The 16,108-nt window shown below is 38.0% G+C and carries 19 protein-coding genes and 1 other RNA gene; 15 read left to right on the top strand and 5 right to left on the bottom strand.

Going from position 1 to position 16,108, the window contains the following annotated elements:
• Positions 1-85 precede the first annotated feature (85 nt).
• The 3 genes from LI241_RS03520 to LI241_RS03510 form a co-directional block, all read right to left on the bottom strand.
• Positions 86-676 carry a uracil-DNA glycosylase family protein gene (locus tag LI241_RS03520; protein ID WP_008688211.1) on the bottom strand — a complete coding sequence of 197 codons (591 nt, stop codon included), beginning with the start codon at positions 674-676 and terminating at the stop codon, positions 86-88.
• Between the two features lie 59 nt (positions 677-735).
• Positions 736-1,968, bottom strand: coding sequence for an MFS transporter (locus tag LI241_RS03515; protein WP_008688213.1), 1,233 nt, complete (start codon positions 1,966-1,968; stop codon positions 736-738).
• Between the two features lie 79 nt (positions 1,969-2,047).
• Entirely contained in the window at positions 2,048-2,689 is a 642-nt protein-coding gene (locus LI241_RS03510) for a TetR/AcrR family transcriptional regulator (RefSeq protein ID WP_008688215.1), read from the bottom strand.
• 269 nt (positions 2,690-2,958) lie between these two features.
• On the opposite strand from LI241_RS03510, the gene LI241_RS03505 reads away from it, so the two are divergent.
• The 10 genes from LI241_RS03505 to nth all read left to right on the top strand — a co-directional run bounded on the left by LI241_RS03505 (position 2,959) and on the right by nth (position 9,381).
• Positions 2,959-3,483 (top strand): YqeG family HAD IIIA-type phosphatase, encoded by a 525-nt coding sequence (locus tag LI241_RS03505; protein ID WP_008688217.1) that lies wholly within the window; start codon positions 2,959-2,961, stop codon positions 3,481-3,483.
• Entirely contained in the window at positions 3,473-4,555 is a 1,083-nt protein-coding gene (yqeH, locus tag LI241_RS03500; RefSeq protein WP_008978473.1) for a ribosome biogenesis GTPase YqeH, read from the top strand. Before LI241_RS03505 ends, yqeH begins: the two co-directional genes overlap by 11 nt.
• Positions 4,555-4,839 (top strand): ribosome assembly RNA-binding protein YhbY, encoded by a 285-nt coding sequence (yhbY, locus tag LI241_RS03495; protein WP_008688221.1) that lies wholly within the window; start codon positions 4,555-4,557, stop codon positions 4,837-4,839. Before yqeH ends, yhbY begins: the two co-directional genes overlap by 1 nt.
• 1 nt (position 4,840) lies before the next feature.
• The gene (gene nadD, locus LI241_RS03490) at positions 4,841-5,866 is read left to right on the top strand and encodes a nicotinate (nicotinamide) nucleotide adenylyltransferase (RefSeq protein WP_008688223.1); all 1,026 of its coding nucleotides are present in this window, start codon (positions 4,841-4,843) and stop codon (positions 5,864-5,866) included.
• Positions 5,863-6,201 carry a ribosome silencing factor gene (rsfS, locus tag LI241_RS03485; RefSeq protein ID WP_008688226.1) on the top strand — a complete coding sequence of 113 codons (339 nt, stop codon included), beginning with the start codon at positions 5,863-5,865 and terminating at the stop codon, positions 6,199-6,201. The genes nadD and rsfS overlap by 4 nt, the downstream gene beginning before the upstream one ends.
• Complete coding sequence (locus LI241_RS03480) at positions 6,198-6,902, top strand: class I SAM-dependent methyltransferase (RefSeq protein WP_008688228.1); 705 nt, start codon at positions 6,198-6,200, stop codon at positions 6,900-6,902. The genes rsfS and LI241_RS03480 overlap by 4 nt, the downstream gene beginning before the upstream one ends.
• Positions 6,903-6,916: 14 nt before the next feature.
• Positions 6,917-7,594, top strand: coding sequence for a 5'-methylthioadenosine/adenosylhomocysteine nucleosidase (locus tag LI241_RS03475; protein ID WP_008688230.1), 678 nt, complete (start codon positions 6,917-6,919; stop codon positions 7,592-7,594).
• A 141-nt stretch (positions 7,595-7,735) separates the two neighbouring features.
• A complete protein-coding gene (locus LI241_RS03470; RefSeq protein WP_008688232.1) occupies positions 7,736-8,191 on the top strand; it encodes a hypothetical protein in 456 nt (151 codons plus the stop codon).
• 9 nt (positions 8,192-8,200) lie between these two features.
• Positions 8,201-8,734 carry a DnaD domain-containing protein gene (locus tag LI241_RS03465; protein ID WP_008688234.1) on the top strand — a complete coding sequence of 178 codons (534 nt, stop codon included), beginning with the start codon at positions 8,201-8,203 and terminating at the stop codon, positions 8,732-8,734.
• Entirely contained in the window at positions 8,734-9,381 is a 648-nt protein-coding gene (gene nth, locus LI241_RS03460) for an endonuclease III (RefSeq protein ID WP_008688235.1), read from the top strand. The genes LI241_RS03465 and nth overlap by 1 nt, the downstream gene beginning before the upstream one ends.
• A gap of 195 nt (positions 9,382-9,576) precedes the next feature.
• On the opposite strand, the gene LI241_RS03455 is transcribed toward nth, so the two are convergent.
• Both LI241_RS03455 and recU read right to left on the bottom strand, forming a co-directional pair.
• Positions 9,577-12,279, bottom strand: a complete 2,703-nt coding sequence (locus LI241_RS03455) for a transglycosylase domain-containing protein (RefSeq protein ID WP_008688236.1) — start codon at positions 12,277-12,279, stop codon at positions 9,577-9,579.
• Positions 12,269-12,802 carry a Holliday junction resolvase RecU gene (recU, locus tag LI241_RS03450; RefSeq protein WP_008688237.1) on the bottom strand — a complete coding sequence of 178 codons (534 nt, stop codon included), beginning with the start codon at positions 12,800-12,802 and terminating at the stop codon, positions 12,269-12,271. Before recU ends, LI241_RS03455 begins: the two co-directional genes overlap by 11 nt.
• Before the next feature lie 432 nt (positions 12,803-13,234).
• Between recU and LI241_RS03445 the strand changes: the two genes are divergently transcribed.
• The 5 genes from LI241_RS03445 (at position 13,235) to LI241_RS03425 (ending at position 16,099) form a co-directional block, all read left to right on the top strand.
• A complete protein-coding gene (locus LI241_RS03445; protein ID WP_008688238.1) occupies positions 13,235-13,561 on the top strand; it encodes a DivIVA domain-containing protein in 327 nt (108 codons plus the stop codon).
• Positions 13,562-13,567: 6 nt separating this feature from the next.
• An RNA gene (gene rnpB / locus LI241_RS03440) (RNase P RNA component class B) lies at positions 13,568-13,909 on the top strand.
• 200 nt (positions 13,910-14,109) lie between these two features.
• A complete protein-coding gene (locus tag LI241_RS03435) occupies positions 14,110-15,048 on the top strand; it encodes a RodZ family helix-turn-helix domain-containing protein (protein WP_008688239.1) in 939 nt (312 codons plus the stop codon).
• Positions 15,032-15,622, top strand: coding sequence for a CDP-diacylglycerol--glycerol-3-phosphate 3-phosphatidyltransferase (pgsA, locus tag LI241_RS03430; RefSeq protein ID WP_008688240.1), 591 nt, complete (start codon positions 15,032-15,034; stop codon positions 15,620-15,622). The genes LI241_RS03435 and pgsA overlap by 17 nt, the downstream gene beginning before the upstream one ends.
• A complete protein-coding gene (locus tag LI241_RS03425; RefSeq protein ID WP_008688241.1) occupies positions 15,623-16,099 on the top strand; it encodes a CinA family protein in 477 nt (158 codons plus the stop codon). It abuts the gene before it with no gap.
• Positions 16,100-16,108 lie beyond the last annotated feature (9 nt).

Below are 16,108 nucleotides of genomic sequence, written 5' to 3'. Positions count from 1 at the left end.
GATAACTACGCCCCGAGGGATTTTCACCCTAGATATGTGGCATGCCCGCCACACATGAAAATGACGTAACTGCTACGTCATTTTTTTAAAGGAATGGAATACCTAAAATTTCATGTAAGACTTTGCGTAAAAGTGGAAGGCGTTCACTAATAAATTTTGGATGTTGTTTGAGCCAGCGATTATTTAAAGGGGAAGGGTGTGGCAAGATGAAAGCTTTTCGATCGTGTAAGGTTTGGGTATTAAAGACAAGATCATGAAAAGGTATTTTGGGGAATATATAAGAGGCAGCAAGTGCACCAATGATGATATAAAGCTCATTATCCACCATTGCCATTTCTTGTTGTAACCAGTGCTCTGCACAATGTTTGGGTGGTAAACAATCACCTCCACGCTCTTTTTTGCCGGGATAACAATGTCCCATAGAGGCAATGTAGAAATTGTTTGGATCGTAAAAGCATGCATCACTTATTTGATACCATTCTTTACGCAACCGTTTTCCACTGGCATCGTTAAAAGGAAGGCCACTTTCATGTACATGAATGGAAGGCGCCTGAGAAATCTGAAAAATTTTTGCGTGAGGATTTCCTTGAAAAATCGGTCTTGGCTCGTGTGGAAAGATGTTTTCACAAAGCCGACATTGTAAAAGCTCTTTTTTAATTTCTTCAAAATCGCTCATAGTATCACCTCTTAGTAGTATTTATTATAAAACATAGGAAGTATGGCATACAAGAAAAGCTATTCTATTACTTTTAATATTGAGCGACAGCGTAAACTGATGCCAATGGATATGAAGGCAGCGACCATAAAAATCAGATACGGCAGCGCATCCAATACATCAAATAAGACACCATAGACAGCTTGTCCTAACGGATAGGTACACATAACGATCATCGTAACAAAGGAACTGACTTTTCCTAGCATCTCGTTTGGTGTGTTGTGTTGTAAATAGGTTTGTGCATAGATGTTGAAAATAGCAGCAAAAGCCATACATAAAATACTGGCAGCGAATACGATAGCATAACTTACATAAACACTGTTTAAAAACATTATGGCTAGACCGATAGGGAAAAGAAATAAGCTAGCAAGCATGAGAAAGATATACGAATGAGCCAGCTGAAAACGTTTTTGAAAGATAGGTAGTAACATAGCGCCAATGATGCTGCCAATACCGATACCTGCCTGTAACCAGCCAAAGTAAACGGGATCTAAAGCTAGTGTGATATTTGAAATGACCGGCAAACCGACACTCATTAAAGATGATAAAATGAAATTTAACAGGGCAAGGATCATCAATAACTTAAATAATGTTGGACGATCACGATAGACGAATTGCATACCTGCTTTCAGATCTTGCCAGGTGGATTTTAGAAATGTATCTTTTCGTTTTTGAGGCACAAACGGAATCTGCATGATGCATTCCAATAGGGAAGAAAATAAGAAGCAAGCAGCAGAAATAATCAATAAAGTAGCAAAGGGAAGCAGGCTGAATAAAACACCACCTAAGATGGGGCCTAACAAAGTGGCTAACGCATTTACTTGTACGGTAATCCCATTCGCTTGCATCAATTTTTCTTCATCGACCAATAAGGGAATGCTAGCTTGTACAGCAGGTTGATAGAAGGATTGAATAATTGATAATATGATCATTGTGATGGCAACAAGGGCTAAGGAAGATGCTTGTGTGATTAAATACGTGAAACTAAGCAGTAAAAAACCGGTAAAGCAATCTAGTAAGATCATGATATGACGACGACTCATACGATCTGCTAAGACACCGCCAACCGGGGATAAGAGAATGGTAGGAATCATGGAAATAGCTAAGATCGTGGCAAATGCACTTGCTGAACCGGTGGTATCTAATACATAAAGGGATAAGGAAAAGCGAAGCATGGCATTGCCGAATAATGAGATGATCTGGCCGATGACAAGCAAAGTGAAATTTTTGTTCCATACATAATGTTTCTTCATACAAGAGTTCTCCTTTTTATAATACCGAACGACGGTATGTATGTTGGTTAAAAGATAGCTGCCATTTTAGGCAGCAATATTAGGCGAGTACAGCTTTCAAATATTCTAAGAAATTTTGTTCCAGTTCATCATTGATAATAGGAATTCCCATTTCTTCCATCAATTTGCGTAAATACGTAACTTTATTCTTGATATGCTGTTCATCATAAGGTTCTAAAGGAGTTACTAACCAGAAATTGATTAACAACAGATACACTTGACTGGCACATAGGGGATCTTGTGCTTGAATACTACCATCTTTGATACCTTCTTCAATTAAGGTAGCACCAAAAGCAGCAGCTTCACATAGTGTTTCCCGTAAACTCATGACCATAAACTTTGGATTAGAATAGGCATCCATCATGACAGGATCAAGTGAACGTTTACGTGGATCCTTTAGCTGAGCCTTAAAAATCATACGTAGTTTTTCCAGTCCATTCATATCGCTGAATGAAGATACATAAGCTCTTAATCCGTCAATGGAGGAATAGGATTGATTTCCCAATGCCTCAATGATATCATCCTTTGATTTGAAATGATGATAAATAGCACCTTTTGACATTCCTAAAGCATCTACAATATCTTGAATGGTTGTTTTCTCATAGCCTTTTTCGCCAAATAATTTAAGACTGACATCCAGAATTTTTTGAACGGTTTGTTCTGGATGTTTATTTCTAGCCATAACCACACCTCACTAACATACATACGTTTGGTATGTATAGAGTGTAACACTCTTTTTTGAAAAAGAAAAGAAAATAAACGGATAAAAGATTGTGATGAAAGTGCAACTCCTTTTTCTTCACATCATGAATAACTGTATTTGGAAATCGGCAGATAGCCATTCATAATATGGTAAAAAAGCCATTTGCATTGATTTTTACATGTTTTTTCTACCCAGACAACAAGGAAATATGGTAAGATATATACTGTGAATTCAAAGGAGTGCATGGAATGCTGAAACTGTTTACCCCGAATTATTATATCCATCGTTATACGGCACTGCGACCTGCGTTTTTAAAAGAGCAAGGCATTCAGCTGTTGATTTGCGATATTGATAATACACTTGTCCCTCATGATGTAGCTGTACCGGATGATGAAGCAATCGCTTTTTTGAAATCCATTCAGGATGCAGGTATTCAAATTGTTTTTATATCCAATAATGTAGAAGAACGTGTTGCCACCTTTGCGAAAGGATTAAATATTCCTTTTTATCCATTTGCTATGAAGCCGTTGCCTAAAACCTACCGAAAAATGTTAAAAGATTTTCATGTGAAGCGAGATGTGGTGGCAGTTTTAGGTGATCAGCTGATGACGGATATCTTAGGTGCCAATGTTATGCGGTTTTATACGATTTTGACGGCACAAGTCGTTGAACGTGATCTTTCTTTCACTAAGGTGAATCGCGTGTTTGAAAATATTGTGTTTTCCTTATTGAAAGTAACAGGAAAACTGGTGAAAGGAGAATATGATGAGTAAGATTTGTAAAGGCTGTGGCGTTGTTATGCAAAGTGAAGATAAAACAAAACTTGGTTATACACCAAAACCAGAGGCAGACTATTGTCAAAGGTGTTTTCGTATTCGTCATTACGATGATGTTGTCATCTCTATGAAACAAGGAATTAATTCGGATGAGGTGCTGGCACGTATAGCGATGATGGATGCACTTGTTGTTTGGGTCGTTGATCTGTTTGATTTTGAGGCAAATATGGTCAGTGGGTTAAATCGACATCTGCTGCATAAAGACATCTTAATGGTGGCAACTAAAAGAGATCTGCTGCCGGCAACCATGTCGGATCAAAAATTAGGCGATTTTTTGTTACAGCGTTTAAAAGAACTTTCTATTCAGGTTAAGGGAATTGTCATTTGCGGAGATTTGATGAAACATCCAAGACGTGATGAAAATAATTCCATTGATGAGATTGCATATGCCATTGAACATTATCGCAATGAACGTGATGTTGTGGTGATGGGAATGGCAAATGCAGGAAAAAGTACAATGTTAAATGCCTTATGTGAGAAAGGGGATCTGACGACTTCTCGTCATCCGGGTACAACCTTGGATTTTAATGAAATCAACATGGATGGCTATACCTTATATGATACTCCGGGATTAACAAGAATGGATTCTTTATTGACACATGTAGATGATAAGCTATTGAAGACAATGATTCCACTAAAACCATTAAAACCGAGAGGATATCAATTGTATCAAGACCAGACTATATCCTTAGCAGGTTTTGTACGCTTGGATTTGCTAGGTGGTCACAAGGTGAGCTGTGTAGCATACTTTGCGCCTGATCTTCCTTTACATCGCAGCAAACAGGAAAAGGCTGATCAGTTATGGCAACAACATCTCGGTGAATTATTGGCGCCTGCCATTGATGAGAGCATAAAGGAGATGCAGATGTTTGAAATGCATCCAAAAGGTGAAAAAGTTGATGTAGTGATTCATGGCTTAGGCTGGTTTTGTGTAAGTGGAGATGTGAAAACGATTCGTGTATATGTTAGTAAATATGCAAATGTAACATTTAGAAAGGCGATGATATAATGTTAACAAGTAAAGATAAAAAAACACTGCGCTCAATTGCGCAAACGAGAAAGGCGTTATTTCAGATAGGAAAAGATGGAGTGACGCTCAATATGATTAAAACAATTTCCGATTCTTTAGAAGCCCATGAATTGGTAAAAGTTTCATTATTAAAAACATGTCCTCTTTCCGTACAAGAGGCAGCTTTAGATATTGCCGGGGGAACGCGTAGTGAAGTTGTACAAACGATAGGACGTACTGTTATTTTCTATCGACGCAGCAAAGAGAATAAGCTGGGGTTATAATATGCGTATTGCTTTGCTGGGAGGAAGTTTTGATCCGATACACGAGGGCCATTTGCGAATTGCGAAAACCGCTTTAGCAAAACTTCCAATTGATGAGGTTTGGTTTTTACCTTGTAAAGATGCGCCATTAAAAAAGGGACAACAAGTAGCTTTCCATCATCGATGTGCCATGGTGAAGTTGGCGATAGCTCCATATCGTAAAATGAAACTTTGTACATTAGAAGGAGAGCTAGATGGTGTTTCCTATACGATACGTACGATAAAGGAACTAAAAAAACGTTTTCCTCATGACACTTTTTCTTTTTTGATTGGTGATGATCAGGCAGCGCAATTTGATAAATGGAAAGATAGTGCGCAATTGAAACAAGAAGCATGCTTTTATGTGTTTTCACGTCATGAAGACGGTCAGTTGCCGACGGGGATGAAACGTGTTCCAATGCAACTGATTTCGGTTTCTAGTACAGAAATTAGAAATGGTGAAAAGAAATGGGCTTTACCTAAGACAGTAAGGCGTTATATCGGAAGCAATGGGCTATATGTAATAAATTGGGTGAAAGCAAGTATGTCGGAAAAGCGTTTCCAGCATTCGGTATCGGTCGCTGAAGTTTGTGTCAGACTAGCACATGCACATCACTTAGACGAACATGTCGCATGGTGTATGGGTATTGCACACGATATTTGTAAACAAATGCCTTTTGAAAAGGCAAAGATCTGGATGATTCATCATATGCCATCTCATTTGCAAGAAAATAGTGCGATTTGGCATGGCTATATTGGCGCTGATTATACAAAACGCTTTTTATATATGGAGGATAAACGTATCATCTCTGCTATTTATCATCATGTCTTAGGAGATGGCGCTTCGCCATATGCAATTATTTTATATGTGGCAGATAAGCTGGATCCAGCGCGAGGCTATGATTCCAGTGAACAACTGTTATTGTGTGAAAAAAGCTTGTCATTGGGATTGGCAAGAGTAAAACAGGAACAGCAGGAATATTTGCGAAAAAAAGGAGTAATTTCATGAAGGAATTAATAAAAGTCGTACAAAAAGCCATAGATGAAAAAAAGGGAGAACACCCTGTTATATTTGAATATCATACATTAAACCCGTTCATTGATTATGTGGTGATTTGCAGTGCTCCAAGTTTACGCCAGGTTTATGCGATTGCAGATAATGTGGCAGATCGTGTAAAGGAACATGGTTATACTGTACGCAGCATGGAAGGCGATAAGGATTCCAGTTGGGTGTTGGTTGATTTAGACAGTATTGTCGTACATGTATTTCAAACAGAAGAAAGAGCGCACTTTCAGTTAGAAAAATTATATGCGGATTTGCCTAGTGAGGACTTTTCCTTATGATGTATGGAACATTGGCACAATTTTATGATGCTTTAGTTAAAGATGAAGAAGCTACGCAAGCATGGGTATCGTTAATCGAAGAATATGTAAACGGTAAGGAAGTGCTAGAACTCGCTTGCGGCAGTGGAGAAATTACGATAGCACTTGCGAAGGATGGTTACCATGTTACTGGAACGGATATCAGCGCAGAGATGCTGCAGGCAGCCAAAAAGAAAAAAGATCATGATCTAGTAGACTGGAAAGTGATGGATATGTGTGATTTTCAGGTTGATGTAAGTTATGATGGTATTTTATGTTTATGCGATTCTTTTAATTATTTATTAAAAAAAGAACAAGTGCAAAAATTGTTCACTCAAGTTAAATCGCATTTAACGAAAGATGGTGTCTTTATTATGGATATGCATTCAATGGATCGATTGTTAGAGTTTGCGGAAGAATATAATGAAGCTGGAAGAATTGATCATCATGAATATCAATGGACGATTCAGACAATCGAAGACTGTATCTATCAGAATTTTGCTTTTTATGATGAAGCTGGCAGGGTAAGTCTGGAACAACATATCCAGCGTGTTTATGATCCTATGTGGGTGAAAGAACAGCTAGAAGCTCTTGATTTTGATGTAAAAATCATTACTGATTTTACATTTGATGGTATCCAAGAAGGTGAAAAATTGTTTTATATTTGTAAAAGGAAATCATAAAGGGAGGGAATAACATGATTGGTATTATCGCAGCAATGGAGAAAGAGATGGATGCTATAACATCTTTATTGACAAATAAGGAAGAATATAAGGTATCCGGTATTGCAATGGTAAAAGGCAGTATCAAAGGGAAAAATGTCATTGTAATGAAGAGTGGCGTTGGCAAGGGGAATGCCGCGATGGCGACAACGATTCTGTTTGAAAATTTTGTTATTACGGCAGTGATAAATATTGGTACGGCAGGTGGCTTAAAAAAGGAACAGCAGGTGTTGGATGCTGTCTTGTCGACACGCGTCGTACAACACGATTTTGATACTAGCATCATTGATGGAAATGATGGATTAGGGTTGTATTATGATGCTGATGCGAAATTAATCGATGTATGTGATCAGGTGTTAACATCTATGGGAGTACGTGTGTTTCGTGGCTTAGTGGCCAGTGGAGATCAATTTATTGCTGAAGATGAAAAACGTGAACGTATAGAAACTTTATTTCCGGATGCCATCTGTGCAGAAATGGAAGCCGGAGCGATTGCCCAAGTATGTTCTCATTATCACGTACCTTTTGTTGTCTTGCGCTCTTTAAGCGATGTAGCACATAAAGAAGATTCACAAATGGATTTCTTAACATACGCAGAACATGCTGCAAAACGCAGTGCCACCTTATGTCAAGAATTCATGGAATTTATGTAATAGACATCCAATCAAGGATGTTTTTTTATAGAAAGGGGCATCGCTTTGTTAAGAAGTGCTGCTCAAGCAAGGTATTTCTTGCGTATAAAGAAAGACAAATGCAAAAAAATCATGTATAATGAGGTACGTTAGGAGGTCGCTATGAAAATAAATGGAAAATCAGTAGCTGTTACATGTGGACTGCTGTTTATGGCATTGATTGTCATTTTTATCGAAATCGCTATTTTTATTAGTGGGCCTGCGCGTAAATTTGAAGATAAGGTAGATCATCAGATTGCCAAAATCAAAGAATCTTATGCGCGAATAGAGGATGTACAGCGCCATGTCTTTCATTATGTTGTCTACATAGGAGAAGATAGCGATATGTATGTCTGGTTTAATGAAAAAGGTAAAGCCATTGCCAGTCGCAAGAAAACAAGTTATCAAAAGGCGGCTGTAAACGCTCTTATAGAAAAAAACTATCAAGGTAAGGTTAGTAAGGTATCACTTGGCTATGGGTATAAAAATCCTGTTTATGTAGTGAATTTTGATAAAGGTGAAGTATTATTGGATTATGATACATTAGATGAAGTCTATTATCTGAAGAAAGGAGAATAGCATACAGTTATGGATTGGTGGAAAGAAAAGTTTATCAACCGCCGTGATTACATGCTAGATCATTTAGATGAATTAACGATGACTAGCGATGAGACCTTATTGATCATGTTAATTGATTTTTTAAATCAACACCAAATTCCGGTCACTCACGGTATTTTGGCAAAAAAGATGAAAAAGGATAGTGGCGAAATTGATGATTTATTATCCCAGCTTAGTGCAAAAGGATATGTGCAGCTGACATTTCAAAATGGGAAGATTTTATTTGAAATTGATGGTGTTTTTGCCGGCGCTAAGGAAAAAACGATGAATTTTGATGCTTCTTTATTTGATCTATTTGAAACAGAGTTTGCTCGACCATTATCACATATGGAATTGCAACGGCTGGCAGATTGGTTAAATGTATATGAGCAGAAATTAATTGGTTATGCCTTACGAGAAGCGTTGACTTATGAGCATCTGAGTTTTGATTATATCGAGCGTATTTTGGTAGAGTGGAAAAAGCGTGGATTGCGTCCGGAAGATTATGAGGAGGGGAAACGATAATGACAACAGATGAAATTTTAGATATATTAGAATTACGTTTTCCTAATGCACATTGTGAATTGGTGCATCAAAATCCCTTTGAATTATTAGTAGCCGTAGTTTTATCTGCGCAAACTACAGATGCTGCGGTTAATAAGATAACGCCTGCTTTATTTGAGGCATTTCCAACTCCGAAAGCATTAGCTTCGGCAAATAGTAAAGAAGTCGAAGCTAAAATTCGCCGCATTGGATTATATCGCAATAAAGCACGCTCTATTCAGGCTTTAAGTGCTTCTTTGGTAGAACATTTTGACGGACAAGTACCACAGAGCATGAAGGAGTTGACTTCTTTAGCCGGAGTAGGTCGTAAAACAGCAAATGTAGTACGCAGTGTTTGTTTTGATATTCCAGCAATTGCAGTGGATACACATGTAGAACGTATCGCTAAGCGATTAGGGCTGGCGAAAGTAGGGGATAGTGTTGAAGTAGTAGAACAAAAATTAAAACGTAAAATCAAAAGAGAGCGATGGAATCGTGCACATCATTTATTTATCTTCTTTGGTCGATACCAATGCACTGCAAGAAATCCTCAGTGTGATCAATGTCCCTTTGCCTCGTTTTGCAAAAAAGACAAGTTGGAAGCATATCGCAGTCAGAAAAAAAGCTGACTGTTTTTTTATAATATACTTTTTCTTATTATAGAAGAGACGATAGTAAAGCGTGGTTGACATAAGAAAAGGTCATAGTAAAAACGGATAGATATCAGAATTCTGTCAAATAAGAAAGCCTTTTGATGTGCGTATTAATTAATAGACGATAATAAAAGAGATTCTTCAAGCAAAGAATCTCTTCTGTGTAATATGCTAATCACCAAATGTATTGCTAGTTGGCCTGCCATTTTCTTTATTGCCAGTTCCACTCGCAGTATCACCTTTATTGGTGTTATCATTTTTATCCGTATTAGCATTATTATTGGTATTATCATTTGGCTTTTGATTGTTATTATTAGGCGGCGTTACTTCTTGTACTGGATGAGCTTTACAAGCTTCAATAGCAGCTTGGATATCTTGAACGGCTTGATTGATTTCTGCCTGTGTCACACCGCTTGATGTTAATAAAGCATTTGCTGCATTGATTCGACTATTTAATGCTTGCACATAAGCACTTTGATATTTTGTAGTATCGGTATATGCAGCAGCATTTTGAATAGCAGATGTTAGGGAAGTTGTTGTTACGGCAACTTCTTTTTCTTTCAAGCCACGTATTGCATTTTCTAAGGCTTGTTTTGCTCTATTTACTTCGTCTTCTGTGACGTCTTCTTTATTTAACAACGCATTTGCTTGTTTTAGAGCTTCTTGCAATGCAGCCCATGTTTCCGGTGTATAATCGCTTTGTTTATATTTACTAGCATCACTGATAGGTGATTTTAATGCATCACTAGCTTTTTTCACATTGGCTACGGTTTCAGGATTGTTTTTTGCAGCATCCTTTAGGAACTCTGTTTTGATGAGACCTCCACCATAAGAGCTGATACCACCGGGATTTTGAATCCTTGTCGCATTGGAACTTAAGGAATCTAAAATATAACGATTGATCTTACCAGGTATATTCATATTTTGTACAGCTTCGGATAAATAGGTGTAGCCGTTGACACGTGAATCGAAGCCGTTCCATGAAGCAATCGTATAATCGCTTGTGTAATTGACCATCCAACCGTCATGGGCATTACCACCGACTTCATCAGCATAATCATCCCAGTCAGAAGTTCCGGTTTTTCCATAAACCGGATATCCAGCACCATTGAAGGCTTGGCTCATATAGTTATATCCGCTATATTTGCCTGTGATAGCTTTGTTTAACAAATCACTTGTCATATAAGCAGCCTGCGGGGACATAGCCTGTGTCGTCTTAGCGTTGTTCTCATAAGTTTTACTGCCATCTTTATATACAACCTTTGTGATCATATGCGGTTCTATATATTTTCCACCGTTTGCTAAGGTAGCAAATGCGGCTGCCATTTGAGTAGGGGTTGCTTCAAAATTAGCACCACCAATGGCATACAGTAAATCGAATTTTTCAGCAACCTTATCATCAAAACCTAGTTTTTTCATATACTCTCGCATATAATCGTTGCCAACCGCATTTGTCACGGCTTGCATAGCTTCCAGAGCAGGGATGTTTAAGGATTGCGCTAACGCACGTTCTAATGAAACTTTTCCATGATATTTGTTATCGTAATTACTCTTTGTATCTCCATAAATTTGGATAGGTTTATCTTCTACGATTCGTGATGTCGCCCAGCCGATTTGATCAAAAGCCTGTGCGTATGCCAATAATGGTTTTGATGTTGATCCTGGCTGATGCTTTTCTTTTGTCGCACGATCTTTATACGTACTGGAAGTAGGATCATCAAAGCCAGTACCAATAGCAATGATCGTACCTTTACGATTATCGATAACGCTTGCAGCTATTTGGAAATATTTATTTTCCGGCATACCGATAACTTTCTTTTCCTGAATATCATTGAGACGATCTTGGGTGGAAGTGTCCAGAGCAGTATAAATTTTCATTGGTGTTGTTGCTGGGTCTTCACCTGTCAGCTCTCTAGCCTCTGTAATCGCAGCTTGCGCGTATGCGAGGTAAGGATTATCCTTGGCCTTTGATTCTCCTTTTAATTGGAATGCCAGTTTTGTTGCTTTAGCTAATTTATATTCGCTTTCACTGATATAGCCATGACTCAACATTAAGGAAAGGGTTTCGTTGCGGCGTTTGGTAGCATAAGCATAATAGTTTTGTTTCGTTTTGGAATCATAGCCTTGATATGGGTTATACAATGCAGGTGCATTGACCACGCCGGCTAAAAAGGCACTTTCGCTCAGATTCAGCTGCTCTACGTTTTTGCCAAAATAATATTGCGCTCCTTTTTGAATACCGCGGGCGCTAGCACCAAAGTTAATTTTATTCAAATAGTTTGTTAAGATTTCTTCCTTGCTCATTTTAGAATCAAGGCGAAGACTTAAATAAATTTCCTGAATCTTCATTTCAATTTTATCTTTTTGTGTTAGCTTAATGCCTTCACTATCTGCCTTTTCTTCCTTAGGCTTATTAATAAAGTTATCAATCGTCTGCATGGTCAAGGTAGAACCACCCTGTGCCAAGGATCCGGAACGTAAATTGTTGAACGCACTGGAAATAAAGCGAGGAAGATCAAAACCGTTATGTTTAAAATAACGGGAATCCTCAATAGCCAAAAAGGCATCAATGGTAACTTGTGGAATTTGTTCATATTCAACAATTTCACGGCTTTCTGCACCGAGCTCATAAATGACTTTGCCATCAGCACTGTATAATGTGCTTGGCTCTACATTAATGATTTTTTCTTCCAATTTTCGCTCATCTTCACTGACCTTACCAATGATTTGGCTTAGCAGGAAGAATCCGGTCACGCCTCCTAATAATACACAACATAAGAAGACGATGATGATACCATTCACGACGTTACGAACGGTAGCTTTCTTTTTCTTTCCTGTTGGATTGGAATTTTTTTTCGTAGTATCATTTGCCATACGAGTTTTCCTCCTTGAAATATAAGGCATCTACATTATCTAAATAACGCAGCCGTGGGGATAATCCTTCCTTGATATAAGAACCGAGCTGTTTTACTTGTTCATAAGGAATGGACTTACGTTCACTATTTTCATAGCGTTCGATTATTACGCCAGCGTCAATCAGATAAGTCTCATCATAAAAAGTGAATCGGATGATGAAGAATCCAATACCTCCATGAAATAAGACCTTTTTCAGATGATGAATCTGATGGGGATGTATGCTTTTAAAGGGAAAGGATGTTTTTGATTTGGTTTCTTTCGCTTCAAAGTCAATTGCTTTTCCCCGATACACGCCATTATAATCAGTCGTGCTAGGGGTCTTATAATAGGCCTCTGTTATTTTGGCGGCACAGCGGGCAGGATAATCGACCTTAACCACCTGAATCGGTGTTGGCTTCTTATGAATCAAGGCGCGATCACATGCACGATAATAGGCGTTGCTGTCATTGATGTCTTCCTCTAATGACATTCCACGACCCATATGATTATCCACAGCTGTTTGACTCACCTTGTTTTTTTTATTGGGGTATCCTATCACATGTATCACCAGTTTATATTATATCATAAGGTTTTCATGATTGCGATAAATAACCGTAAGAATTCATGGTATTCTAATGATAAAAAGCATGAATTTGATGAATATTGTGCTGAGAATACACGATTCTGAAAGTTTTCTTAACATTTGAGCAGGTTTTTTGTTAAGCAGAAAAGGTCGTCGATTTAAAGCTTTCTAATAAAAATTTTTATATATTTTACTGCAATAACTTTAGAAGTACTACCAAAAAATCGATCATCTTACTCATAATATAATAAGGATATCTTATGAAAAAGATACTGCAAAGGATAGGAAAGCAAAAAAATATCTTGCAATTTTAATGGTTTTTTGAGAAACTATAACAGGAAGGTGAGTGCAATGGAAAAAAGGTTTAAACTGAGTGTGGAAGATGTATTAAACAAACAGTTCAATGTGGATTTTAAAGGATATTCTTCTCGTGAGGTCGATGAATTTTTAGATCTTGTGATTCATGACTATCAAGAATATGACCACATGATTGAAAATCTTGGCAATCATCTTCAAGAGTATGAACGTCATATCGCCACCCTAAAAGCGAAAATCGTAGAATTAGAAGGAAAACAGGAAGTGGAAGCTATAAAAGCTGAACTGAGCGGAGATAACATCGATATTCTGAAACGATTAACACGTTTAGAAAATGCGGTATTTCGGAAAGAAAAAGAATAATCGGCAGCGTTGCGGCAGTCGCTGGTCATTTGACTAGAGGAAAGTCCATGCTCGCACGATCTGTGATGATCGTAGTGTTTGTGCTGGATGAAACAATAAATCCAGGCAGTGTAATTACTGACGGCTGAAGGAAACCTAAGGGAAACTATGGTGTACTTCTTTAAAAGTGCCACAGAGACGAGCTTTTATGGAAACATAAAAGATGGAACGGGTAAACCCCGCAAGCGAGAAACCCAAATTTGGTAGGGGAACCTGCTGGAGGTGAAGTGAAATCATCCGGTGGGGCGTTTGAAAAAACGCAGATAAATGACTGCCACTCCATTGGAGTACAGAACATGGCTTATGCAATGAAACCGTAGAGCAGGAGTAATCCTGCTTTTTCAATGTAAAAATGACGCGAAATTGTGGAAATGCTGTGAGATTTTCAAAAATGTTCATAATAATTTTACAATTTAGTTTTTGCTTGTTATAATAATAAGGACTATAAAAACGGGACATACTGAAGATATCGAAGAATGTCGTTCAGGTACTATAAAAGAGGTGTGCAAATGGAAAAAATAGGAAACATGTTAAAGGAAAAACGTATCGAACTCGGTATGAGTGTCGAAGATATAAGTGAAAAAACCAGACTTACAACAAAGCACATCAAAGCCTTAGAAGAAGGAGATATTTCTTTTTTTCATGAGGACCTGAGTTATTTACGCTTTTTTGTGAAATCGTATTGTGATGCGGTCGGTATTGATTTTGAAGATATGAAAGATGAATTGCGTGAAAGCATTGACGATTATACCATGACATCTGTACAAAGCGCACAGCTTTCTCATGAAGAAATTGAACATAATATCGCTAAGAGTGAGAAGCTTACGAAAGTGCAGACCGCAGATGTGAAAATGCCACGCCAAAAGCGCAGAAGAGCGAAACCAGATGTTTCTTTAATTTCGCTTGTGGCAATTATTGGTGTTGTGGTCATCGTATTGATGTTTGCTTTTGTGATTTTCATGCAGACAGATAGTGGCAAGGATAACAAACCGACAAACAATATGCCAATTGCCGGTGAAAATGATAAAGAAGCCTATCCTAGCGATGACGAGAAACTAAAAGAAGAACAGAAAGAAGAAGTCAAAGAATTAGAAATCGTCAAAAATGATGTGACCGATTATACAATCAACAATGTCAAAGAAGGCGAGAAATTAAAAGTGGAAACGAAATTTAACGGCAGCAATTCTGGTTATAGTGTTACGGTTGATGAAAAAGATATTCGTGAAAATAAGATATTTAATGTGGGGCAGACAGCTACAAGTGAAATTGAAGTGAAAAAAGGCACGAAGATTTCTATCTATATCGGTTGTATGGTGCAAACTGATATAAAAATTAATGGAAAGGTCGTAAAGACGGATAGCAGTATAAATCCAAGCACATATCCTGGATATTGTCCTAGCAATACGTTGACGTTTACGGTAGGTGAAGTAAATGAATCTGCCAAATAAATTATCTTTGTTTCGTGTCGTTTTAGTACCAATCATCGCTATTCTATATTTGTTTTGTGATTTGGGTATGGCATTCCAAGTGAATGTACAGGATGCTATGGTGACAGTGCAATGGAGCGATATCGTGGTGCTGATTTTATTTGCGATTGCTTCTTTTACTGATTTTTTGGATGGAAATATTGCACGCAAACGAAATCTGGTTACCTCTTTTGGTAAATTTGTTGATCCGATTGCTGATAAGCTTTTAGTAAATACGATGCTGATTTTATTTGCTGTTGGCAATAGAGTGCCAATCATCGCGGTGATCATTATGATTTGGCGTGATACGATCGTGGATGGCTTGCGAATGTCAGCAAGTGCAAAAGGCAAAGTGGTGGCAGCGGGCATGCCAGGGAAAATTAAAACGGTACTGCAAATGTTTGCTATTATTTTTGTCATGCTGTATGATTTACCATTTGCTTATTTAGGTATTCCGATGGATCAAATTTTTATTTGGGGAGCAACAATAGCTTCCGTGTATAGTGGAATTGTTTATTTTATGAAGTTGAAAGATGTTGTCATGGAGACGATGTAGATGGAACAGGTAACAACAGCAGCATCTTTCGTGGCTTTGCTGAAAGAAAAAAAACTGACAATTGGCAGCTGTGAAAGTTTTACAGCGGGTGCCTTTTGTGCAGCAATAGCAGATGTTGCAGGAGCAAGTGCCGTTTTAAAAGGTGGATTAGTCACATATGCCACACAAGAAAAAATAGCATTGGCACATGTTGATGCAAAAATCATCGAAACATATGGTGTTGTCAGTGAAGAATGTGCAATTGCAATGGCGCGAAGCGCACGTGCTGTATTGGATGTTGATCTATGTATCTCCTTTACGGGAAATGCCGGACCGGATGCCTGGGAAGGCAAACCGGCAGGTTTAGTGTATTGTGCAATAGCAGATATCCAACATGTACAAGTATTTGCATTACATTCTAAATTGACACGCAATGAATTGCGGGCGTATGCTGTACAATTTATGATGGAAAAAGCAGTCGCATTCCTCAGTGAATGAGAAAGGGAA

Source organism: Longicatena sp. 210702-DFI.1.196, from assembly GCF_020563125.1.
Lineage (GTDB): Bacteria > Bacillota_I > Bacilli_A > Erysipelotrichales > Erysipelotrichaceae > Longicatena > Longicatena caecimuris.
The sequence above is the reverse complement of the archived record's forward strand: the minus strand, read 5'-3'. Positions and strand labels throughout refer to the sequence as shown.